The following is a 9051-nucleotide window of genomic DNA, read 5'->3' as shown; positions in this document are numbered from 1 at the left end:
ATATTTAATTAGCAGGCGGATCAATTAATTATGTAATTCTTGATGAACATCATAAACAAGTTATTCCAACAATAAAAGTAACAACTTAAACGTCAACTGAAAGAATAGCGGAATTACTTCCCTCTCTTAACATTTTTAAAATCATTTACTTAGATTGCTTTTACAATGATAAACAGACTGGTCCCCCTGTAGAGATCCTGCGCCTATAGTTTGAACTGACATCACTGATTCACACAACATGATGATTGTAACATCCGCTATTGGCACAAAACTGACTACCATAGCAAGTTTTGAGTCGAACAGCTGAAGTGGCAAATCAAACATGAATCAGTACGAGTTACCTGACTACAAGAAGATCAGTATATCGGGTAGTGTACCGTGGTGATAACATCTCTCGCTTCATCTGCCACTGCGGCTGAATTCCCTGCCCTACAAAGTACAGCGTCCCCCTGCCGTCTTTTGAGTTGAGCTGATCCAGCACTTCCATCAATCGGGCACTGTTCTTCCGTGGTGCGTTGTCATCAAAAAGATTGAGCTGGGCAACGCCCTGGCTGAAAAAATCGCCCAGCATGACCCCCGCTTTCTGATACCGGAACCCGTCTTTCCATATAGCGTCCAGACAACGGATGGCGGCACTGATGATGTCCCGGCTGTCCTGCGTGGGCGTCAGCAGCTTCACGGAGGCATTATTGCCGTAATAGGGCTCGTTCAGTGCGAACGGGCTGGTCTTCACAAACGCCGAGATAAAACGGCAATACTGGTGCTCGCCACGCAGTTTCTCTGCCGCCCGTGAGGCATAGCTGCAGATCGCCTGGCGCATTTCTTCATACTCCGTGATACGACCGCTAAAGGAGCGGGAACAGATAATTTCCTGTTTCGCTGGCGCGAATTCTTCCAGCGCCAGGCAGGGTTCTCCGCGTAACTCACGCACCGTTCGCTCCAGTACGACATTAAAATGTTTACGGATAAAACGGATGTCGGTATCAGCGAGTTGCAGCACGGTCTTGATCCCCATCGCCTCCAGTTTTTTCGAGATCCGCCGACCGATGCCCCAGACTTCATCAACCGGCAGCGCGGCCATCAGTTTGCGCTGGCGATCGACATTGGACAGATCCACCACCCCGCCCGTCTGCCGCTGCCATTGTTTGGCCGCATGGTTGGCCAGCTTGGCCAGCGTCTTGGTCTGGGCAATGCCGACGCCCACTGTCAGGTGTGTGCGCTGCAGAACAGTAGCCCGGATTTCACGGCCAAAATCGGTCAGCTCCCGACAGTTCCGTACACCAGTGAGGTCACAAAATGCCTCGTCTATCGAGTAGATTTCACAACGCGGTGCCATTTCTTCCAGCGTGGTCATCACCCGGTTAGACATATCGGCATACAGCTCATAGTTGCTACTGAAGCACAGAACCCCGTGGCGCCGGAAAAGATCCATCTGCCTGAAGTACGGCTCTCCCATTTTGATACCCAGTTTCTTTGCCTCTGCGCTCCGGGCGATAACACAACCGTCATTGTTGGAAAGTACCACAACCGGACGACCTTTGAGATCCGGGCGAAAGACGGTTTCACAGGAGGCATAGAACGAGTTCACATCACACAACGCATACATGATCAGCCCGTCGATTTCACAATGAACGTCACCACACCAAATACATCGAGTATTTCTTCGCTCCCGATGATGATAGGTGACCAGGCGCGGTTTTCAGGGTTAAGCTGGACTGTTGGCCGTAACTGCAGGCGTTTGACGGTAAATTCCCCGTCCACCGCAGCAATAACGATATCGCCGTGCTCTGCCTTGCGTGAACTGTCCACCACCAGTAAATCGCCCTCACCGATCCCGGCATCAATCATCGAGTCACCGGATGCCTTAACGAAGTACGTGGCGCTGGGGTGCTGTACCAGTAACTCGTTAAGATCAATACGCTGTTCAACGTAATCCGCTGCCGGGCTGGGAAATCCACACTGCACCAAATCACTGAAAAGTGGGATCGCAATGACTTCACGTAACTCTGCTGGTCTGTACAACTTCATAATGCACACCTTAACACTGTTTATATATACAGTAGTTGAATGAAAAATACTGATCAAGGTGCGCGGTTACGCGGGCTGATTAATGCTTGAGCTGTCCGCTCGTAACCAACTAATGAATCAACAAATATGCTTTTGTAAATATTTCGCCCGGCTCTACTGTTTGTCGCCAGCAGGCGTTGTCGCAGGGAATTTTTTATACAGAGTGCATACCGCTACGTCATAAATTAGTGCCACTTGCTTACGGTCGACACCGTTTGCGACAAGTCTCCCTGCTTGCTCCCATTGTTCCGCAGTCAGTTTTGGCCTGCGACCACCAACCCTTCCCTTTTCCCTTGCTGCGGCCAGACCTGCACGTGTTCGCTCTACAATCAACTCCCTCTCCATCTCAGCAAGAGCAGACATGATATGGAAAATGAAGCGCCCCATTGGGCTGGACGTGTCAATACTGTCGGTGAGGCTGCGAAAATGGATACCGCGCTGTCGCAATTCGTCGACCAGAAGAACAAGGTTCCGCATACTGCGGCCAAGTCGATCCAACTTCCACACCACCAGCGTGTCGCCCTCGTTTAACGTCCTCAGAAGTCTTTTTAAAGCCGGGCGATTCGCTACGGTTCCGCTCATTTTTTCTTCAAAAATCTGCTCACATCCTGCTCGTTCGAGTGCTTGCCTCTGTAGATCTGTATTTTGGTCATTTGTTGATACCCTGACATAGCCAATCTGCATGTTTTTTGGTCGCCTTTGCCCATTGAAAGATCAGGCAGCATTATCAGCGACACTGCAGAATTACATTATCTAAAACGTCGGTTTGGGAGATAGCGCTACGAAGACCGTTGGAACCGCTGCCGGAAATGTTATGCAGGTCGGTGCATTTGGTTTGGGAACTCAGTCAACGCAGAGCTTTGATAGAGATAAGGGCGGTTTTTCTTGGGCCTCAATGGGTAACAGCATCAACCCAGAGCCTGTATTTGGATACGGACACATCCACAATGCTATATCCCCAACCTACAATGTCGGTATAGCCATCCGTTACGCTGCATTTCCCAGAGTATTCTTTCAGTCAACACAAGGAACAACAAAATCCTGGACAGAAGCATATACAACGGGAAATACAACAAAAGCGAGCGATGGCACGCTGAAAGTCGCATCTCCAGTTGTTAAGATTTTCAGTGATGGCCACTACCAATTAAACGCCGAGTCAGCAGGGTGTACTGTAACGCGCCTGGGAATTGGTGAGTATTTGATTGAAGGCTGCATAGGTCTTAATTCTGATGCTGCATGGGGAGGGATTGATGGTGGTTTTGATATTCCAACAGATCGAAATAAACAGCCATTACTCTGGCTCGATTATAAGGTGAATGCCAATGGGTCGGTACTGGTAAAAACCTATCACCGCACGTATCCAGATTCGCCAGCATTCGCCCATAATGAAATAGCGGGTCTGGCTGACGGTGATCCTGTTGATATTATGGCTGATCAGTTTGTTTCTGTTCGCGTTGAAATGCCAACAGACAGCAAATGGAACCAGACACAAGCAGAAGTTATACGTTCGTTTTCAGATTGAATGCTGAGTTATCAGGCATATCAAGGCGGACATCGATCCAACTGTTGCCCGGAACGTCCATCAGGTCGCCTTTTCCCTTTTCAATTTCACCTGCAGCATTGATGGAATACTTCAGTCTATAAAGTTTAATCGTAATCAGACTATCTCCCTGTTCCGCGTCAACAATACCCAGATTCCCCATTCCGCCGGGATCCATCGGTGGTAATAGTTGCCAGCCAGATTTTGCCAGGCTGGCAGCACCAGTTACTGCGTACACACCAACGCTCTTGCGGGTAATTTTTACCCCTTCAGCTTCAGCGTTTACTGTTCCTGCCCCCGCCCACGTAAAGCCGCCTTCATCGATATCGGTACGCAGGTTCTCTTCCTGACTTTTCACAATCCTAATCACTGGTGACGCCGCTTTAAGTGTACCATCGCTCGCTTTTGTTGTGTTTCCTGTATGGTATAGCTCCCGCCATGCATTATAAGTACCGTTGTTCATTGAACGGAAAAACATTCTGCCTGAAGATGAGTAGGAGCCGGCAATCTGATATTTGAATAGATTGTTATTGGTGCAGTTATAAGCAATGACACCAAGGAACTGACCGTTACCAATGCCTCCAGGTGATCCGATAAAATCACCATTGGATGCATAAAAACCAGCTTTTAAGTCAGCACTATTTCCAACCACCGAATCTGGAATTGATGCTGCATCACCTCGGGAAGATCCAACCCCAAAATCACCTATTGAAAGTAAATCACCTGAAATGCTATAGGTGTTTCTGGTCGCACTACTTCCTAAACCGAGGTTTGTGCGAGCGTCTTCTTTGGTTGTTGCGCCGGTACCACCACTCTCTATCGGTACGGCGCCGTTCGCCCCTTTCTGCACAAGTTTTCCAATAGCAGGGATCGTGAAGCTCACACCATTAATCGTGACGGTCACGTTTTGGTTTGCCGTCGTGCTGGCAAAACTTTCCCATGCACCAATGTTCTCATCGTACTCTTTGATGAGTTGCGAAATACTTTGTGCCAGTCCGTCGACGGAAAGCCCATCAGTAACGAGGATGCCGTATTTCTGACCGCTAAGCGCCGGGGATGCGGCGGGTGTGAGTGTGAGTGACGTAGCGCTATTAACGGTGGTGATCTGAAACATCTGCACCGGATTAGAGAGAACAATGATGGTTTGTCCCGCGCGGATCTGGCTGGCAGGTGCGATCCAGTTTGTTCCGCTGCCGGCAGCGGTGTTCCCGCTAACAGAAATGGTTCCAGTGTTATAAATCATATTTTCTCCGGACGTAAAAAAACCGCCGAAGCGGTTTCTTTATTTTGAAATTTATTATTTACAGGTTGATGAGGTAAAATTGTTTTTATTCACCCATCGCCAGTTGAAGGGGTAACCTGCTTTATACTCGGTCTGGTTTGCGACCTTGCGCACCCCATAAACCTGAACCACCTGCTGCTGGCCACCAAGCATTGCAGTAGCTTCACATACCGGATTTTGTTTTTCAAGAATCGGACCTGAGCAGGCAGAAATACCAAAGCAAAAACACAATACAATAATTTTCTTATTCATTATTTAACCCAGTGGTTTTTATTAATTCAAAACTACCTCACTGACGGAAATATATAAAATAGATATAACAGATCAATACCATGATATTGATCGCTCTCAACGATCAATCAGTCATAGGCTGCGGTGTTGATGGCCGTAATTGCCATTCCAGTATTTGTCCCACCTACTGAACTACCTTGCCCTATCTGGCTCCCCACTGCTGATATTCTGGTTGTCGTCCCATTATGTAAAGCACCGGCAAAAGCCGTTACGTTAATTATAATGGGTTGCCCCTGAACTGAGATTTGCCATAATGAAGACCCAAGTATTGCTGGAACGATGGCATATGAGCCATTCAATGTCTGGTCAATCTTGATACCTCCGTTGTTGCCAGGTGCCCCGATGGTAATAAGATCGCTCAACACCCTGCTTTCGTTAGTCAGTACAAGCTTTCCATCCTCATCCCATATTGCCATCCCCCATTTAGGGAGCGTCTGCGGGAAAATAGCGAAAATGTAAGCTGTCAATGTATGGGCATAACCGCTGGGGCTGCTTGACCCTACCCGGATAGCGTTTCCTATTCGTGTAGCACCAACCGTTGCTGTGTTGGAGGTTTTACAAAACACGATCGCTGGGTAACTCGCATCGATGGGAACTTCCATGCTGGCACCCTGATAATTCCCACCTGTGTTAGCTGAGTTAACCGTTACCTTTCTGTACAGGCAGAAAGGTGTGGACTGCGGAGTGATAAAGGGGTTTCCATTCTCCAGAGCAATCAGCGCGCCGTAGTCCGCCATTATGCTTTCTCCACAAAGACTATCAACTCGCATTCAGAAGCCGGATAGTTTCCTACGCCAGTACTACTAGCTGCGCTGAGAGTTATAGTGTTCCCGCTTGCAACGATGCGGCGGCCTACGGAAACGGCACCTTTATCGAGTGAAATGGCGAATCCAACCTTCATCCCTGCCGGGATGGTGAACGACCAACTGCCGGAGTTTTGCCCCTCAGAGAGCGGTATACGGCCCACCACAGATACGGGCTTTATACCGTAGTTGTTAGGGACGCCATTTGCATCCCACGTTTGAATACCCCACACCATCAGAACACTCCCGTCAATTTACCAAACTGCACCCTCAGCCTGTTTTTATCACGAACACTGATCGTAACATTTGATTGCTTCATAGCCCCTTCTCCGTCGCTACCGTAGTTTTCAAACGTTCCTCCCTTATCCAGCTTCCAGCCAGTTGATCCCGCAACGTAATTATTCGACTGAATGAAGTTGCCGATTTTGGCATTGCTGATGGTGCCGTCACCGATCACGGTGTCGCGGATTATTGTTTGTCCATTCTGAATAACAAACGGAAGCGTTACATTGCTGCCTGCCTGAGACATCACTGCGAACCGATCAGCAAGGAAAATCACCTGCGACTGCATCCCCGAAGGCGTGTTTTCGACGCCGATCCCCATCCCGGCGGCATACTGCCGACCGTTAGCGTCCACCGCCACCTTGATGTTATACATCGCGCTAATGTTGCCATTTACATCTGCGACCGCCTGCGCGGTCTGGTTGATCGCTGCCGTCTGGCCGTTCACTGTCACCGTCAGAGAATTAATCTTTATGGCCGAGGCCTGGGTAAAGTTCGCTAAGGTTTCAGTGAGGTCTGTTGAGTTGGAAACATTGCCACCTGCAGACGCATCAAGCGTGACCAGTGCGCGGGAAACCGCCTCGCTGGTATCAGCAATAGTGGTGTCGATGCGGTCAATGTTGGCGCTGTTTCCGGAGTTCGTCGCCGTTTGTGACCTTCTGCTGGTGACCTGGGCAAGACTGTTTTGTATCACAGCGATAGAAGAGTTTTTGACCCCGCCGGTCATGCCGTCCATCGATACGGATAACTCGTCGATCTTCACCGCGGCCTGAGCCAGCCCGTCTGTATTTTCCTGTATGGCCAGCGCCTGTTGCTCGAGATCATCGGCGTTCTGTTTGATATCGTCAGCCATGCCCGCAATTTTTTCATTGCTGTCCACGGCGCCCTCGATCAGATCCTTAAAGGTATCGGACTCTTTAATCTCCTCCAGAATAGTGTCGGTGATATCGGAAACATCGATGCTGGCCTGCCCGCGTACCCAGTCGGTATACCCCGACTCGTTGCCGGTTCTGTCCACCAGCTGTGCGCGGTACCAGAAAATCTGTCCCGCTTTGAGACCCATTTGCTGATACTTGCGCTGTGGATAAGGCACATCGGCCAGCAGCATCGCATCGTCTTCTGTACCGGTCAGGCTGTACTGGATTTCTGTCTTCAATGTGTCGTCGGTATTCGCCGGGAACCCCCAGTTCAGCTCGATACCGAATACCACGTTTTCAGAAGCGATGAAGCCCACCGGTTTCGGTGGATTACCAACTTTACCCGTCAGCGTTTTCTCTTCTGAGTATCCCCATCCGGAGGAAATCTCAGCGGCGTTGATGGCTCGCACGCGCACCAGATAGCGCCCTGCATAAATGCCCGGTACGTCGAAGGATGTCGTGGAACTGCGCGGCACGTTAACCCAGTTGCTGTCATTGCGGCGCCATTGCGCTTCATAGGCGATAGCGTTCTGTGCCTGGTCCCAGCTCACGCGCATTGTTTCAACGCTGATATTCTGCTGAACAACAGAGAACGAGCTGATGACGATGTTAGCAGGAGATGACTGGTTACCCGGCGGGATCACACTCACCGGCCGCTGGTCGATGATGGCGCCGGTATCTATGCGTGCATACTTATCCGGATCGTGATTTGCCCCGGCGATAGTGAATGTCCCATCGTCGTTATCGTAGCTTTGCGTCAATTACCTCAGTGAAGCTTTGCAGCGTCATTGCATCACCGATTTTCGCACTATTTGCATCGGCGGTTATCTTACGCAAACGAAGCGTCCAGGTGCTGCCCGCCTGCGGTAAATCGATACGGTGGCTGCGCTCGTAACCGGAGGTCGTTTTCCCGGTAACGCTGGTATTCAGTACGGTCTGCCATGTGCCACCGTCAGTCTGCAGATCGATAGCATATTTGATTGAATAGCCAACCAGATCGCCGTTGTCCTCTTGTTTGTAAAGTGAGGGCCATTTTAGGCGCAGGCGAACGCCCGACAGCTGGGTATTCGTGAAAGTGCGTGTCCAGGCGGTCGCGCTTGAAACCTCAGTTCCCACGCTAATTTCGTTTTCGGTACCGGGAATTCCCTGGATGTATTTCTGCGCCTGCGTTCCTGGGCGAAATTCCCAAGTTACACCACTGAAGTTCTGCGAGCCGTCCGAGTTTTCAAGCGCAGTACCATCCAGATAAATATCCTTCGCTGTTAGCTGGCCGCCAAACTCTCCTTCGCCCAGCGCGATGAGGATTTTCGCCTTTGCAACGGACTGGAGATCGTCTGGCTGCTCGGTCGGGGTTCTTGAGCTGGAGCTGCCGCCTTTACGGCCTTTAATCGCAGTTGCTGTAACCATATTGTGCCCATAAAAAAACCACCCGAAGGTGGCTTATTGGAGTGTTTTTAATCTAGTAGAATTCAACTTTCGTATTCGCTGTCATTAAAACTGGTTTCGGCACAGGATTCCCTGCGCTCTGTACTATTACTTTACATATTTCAGGAACAAGCATTTCGCTATAATGACAAGAATTCGTTGCTGTATAACCTTCCGAGTAAACTGATGAGTTTATAATTTTATAATCAAGAGGCTTTCTGCTTTTATCAGTGTAAGATATTTCATTTTTAGATAGAACTTTTCCCGAGCCATAAAACTCAGAGCGTATCAAATTATAATCATCATCATAAAAATGCTCAGATATTTTTTTACCTAAATAATAGGTGTCTTTAATCAAGCCATTCGGGTAAAGAGTATATCGCAACTCGTCACCATTTTCATTTTTACTCAAAATATTACATTTTTCATCGAGTTGTATTGAGA

8 protein-coding genes and 2 pseudogenes are annotated in these 9051 nt (G+C 49.1%); 1 reads left to right on the top strand and 9 read right to left on the bottom strand.

Annotated elements, in window-relative coordinates; genetic code table 11:
* Positions 1–337: 337 nt before the first annotated feature.
* From NNO04_RS21690 to NNO04_RS21680, 3 genes are all read right to left on the bottom strand, one after another.
* Positions 338–1606 (bottom strand): Y-family DNA polymerase, encoded by a 1269-nt coding sequence (locus NNO04_RS21690; protein WP_271446419.1) that lies wholly within the window; start codon positions 1604–1606, stop codon positions 338–340.
* Between the two features lie 2 nt (positions 1607–1608).
* Positions 1609–2028: a translesion error-prone DNA polymerase V autoproteolytic subunit gene (locus tag NNO04_RS21685; RefSeq protein ID WP_271446418.1), complete on the bottom strand. Its 420-nt coding sequence runs from the start codon at positions 2026–2028 to the stop codon at positions 1609–1611.
* Positions 2029–2181: 153 nt separating this feature from the next.
* Positions 2182–2751 (bottom strand): recombinase family protein, encoded by a 570-nt coding sequence (locus NNO04_RS21680; protein ID WP_271446417.1) that lies wholly within the window; start codon positions 2749–2751, stop codon positions 2182–2184.
* A gap of 130 nt (positions 2752–2881) precedes the next feature.
* On the opposite strand from NNO04_RS21680, the gene NNO04_RS21675 reads away from it, so the two are divergent.
* On the top strand, positions 2882–3589 hold the full coding sequence (locus NNO04_RS21675; protein WP_271446416.1) for a phage tail fiber protein: 708 nt from the start codon (positions 2882–2884) through the stop codon (positions 3587–3589).
* Here the strand turns inward: NNO04_RS21675 and NNO04_RS21670 are convergent.
* From NNO04_RS21670 to NNO04_RS21645, 6 genes and pseudogenes are all read right to left on the bottom strand, one after another.
* Positions 3567–4850 (bottom strand): pyocin knob domain-containing protein, encoded by a 1284-nt coding sequence (locus tag NNO04_RS21670; RefSeq protein ID WP_271446415.1) that lies wholly within the window; start codon positions 4848–4850, stop codon positions 3567–3569. The two genes, NNO04_RS21675 and NNO04_RS21670, sit on opposite strands and share 23 nt — an antisense overlap.
* 54 nt (positions 4851–4904) lie before the next feature.
* Entirely contained in the window at positions 4905–5141 is a 237-nt protein-coding gene (gene cor / locus NNO04_RS21665; protein ID WP_271446414.1) for a phage exclusion lipoprotein Cor, read from the bottom strand.
* A 107-nt stretch (positions 5142–5248) separates the two neighbouring features.
* Positions 5249–5917, bottom strand: a complete 669-nt coding sequence (locus NNO04_RS21660) for a hypothetical protein (RefSeq protein ID WP_271446413.1) — start codon at positions 5915–5917, stop codon at positions 5249–5251.
* Positions 5917–6219, bottom strand: coding sequence for a hypothetical protein (locus tag NNO04_RS21655; RefSeq protein WP_271446412.1), 303 nt, complete (start codon positions 6217–6219; stop codon positions 5917–5919). The genes NNO04_RS21660 and NNO04_RS21655 overlap by 1 nt, the downstream gene beginning before the upstream one ends.
* Positions 6219–8589: pseudogene (locus NNO04_RS21650) on the bottom strand (host specificity protein J). Before NNO04_RS21650 ends, NNO04_RS21655 begins: the two are co-directional and overlap by 1 nt.
* A 52-nt stretch (positions 8590–8641) precedes the next feature.
* A pseudogene (locus NNO04_RS21645) lies at positions 8642–9051 on the bottom strand (YnfC family lipoprotein); the annotation flags it as partial.

The sequence above is a fragment of the Citrobacter sp. Awk 4 genome, assembly GCF_028069725.1.
Taxonomy (GTDB): domain Bacteria; phylum Pseudomonadota; class Gammaproteobacteria; order Enterobacterales; family Enterobacteriaceae; genus Citrobacter_D.
The sequence above is the reverse complement of the archived record's forward strand: the minus strand, read 5'-3'. Positions and strand labels throughout refer to the sequence as shown.

What these genes read in the sequence shown, in the direction of transcription:
- cor (WP_271446414.1), bottom strand. Translation starts at nt 5,141, where the DNA reads ATGAATAAGAAAATTATTGTATTGTGTTTTTGCTTTGGTATTTCTGCC.
- NNO04_RS21675 (WP_271446416.1), top strand. Translation starts at nt 2,882, where the DNA reads ATGCAGGTCGGTGCATTTGGTTTGGGAACTCAGTCAACGCAGAGCTTT.
- NNO04_RS21685 (WP_271446418.1), bottom strand. Translation starts at nt 2,028, where the DNA reads ATGAAGTTGTACAGACCAGCAGAGTTACGTGAAGTCATTGCGATCCCA.
- NNO04_RS21670 (WP_271446415.1), bottom strand. Translation starts at nt 4,850, where the DNA reads ATGATTTATAACACTGGAACCATTTCTGTTAGCGGGAACACCGCTGCC.
- NNO04_RS21680 (WP_271446417.1), bottom strand. Translation starts at nt 2,751, where the DNA reads ATGCAGATTGGCTATGTCAGGGTATCAACAAATGACCAAAATACAGAT.
- NNO04_RS21655 (WP_271446412.1), bottom strand. Translation starts at nt 6,219, where the DNA reads ATGGTGTGGGGTATTCAAACGTGGGATGCAAATGGCGTCCCTAACAAC.
- NNO04_RS21690 (WP_271446419.1), bottom strand. Translation starts at nt 1,606, where the DNA reads ATGTATGCGTTGTGTGATGTGAACTCGTTCTATGCCTCCTGTGAAACC.
- NNO04_RS21660 (WP_271446413.1), bottom strand. Translation starts at nt 5,917, where the DNA reads ATGGCGGACTACGGCGCGCTGATTGCTCTGGAGAATGGAAACCCCTTT.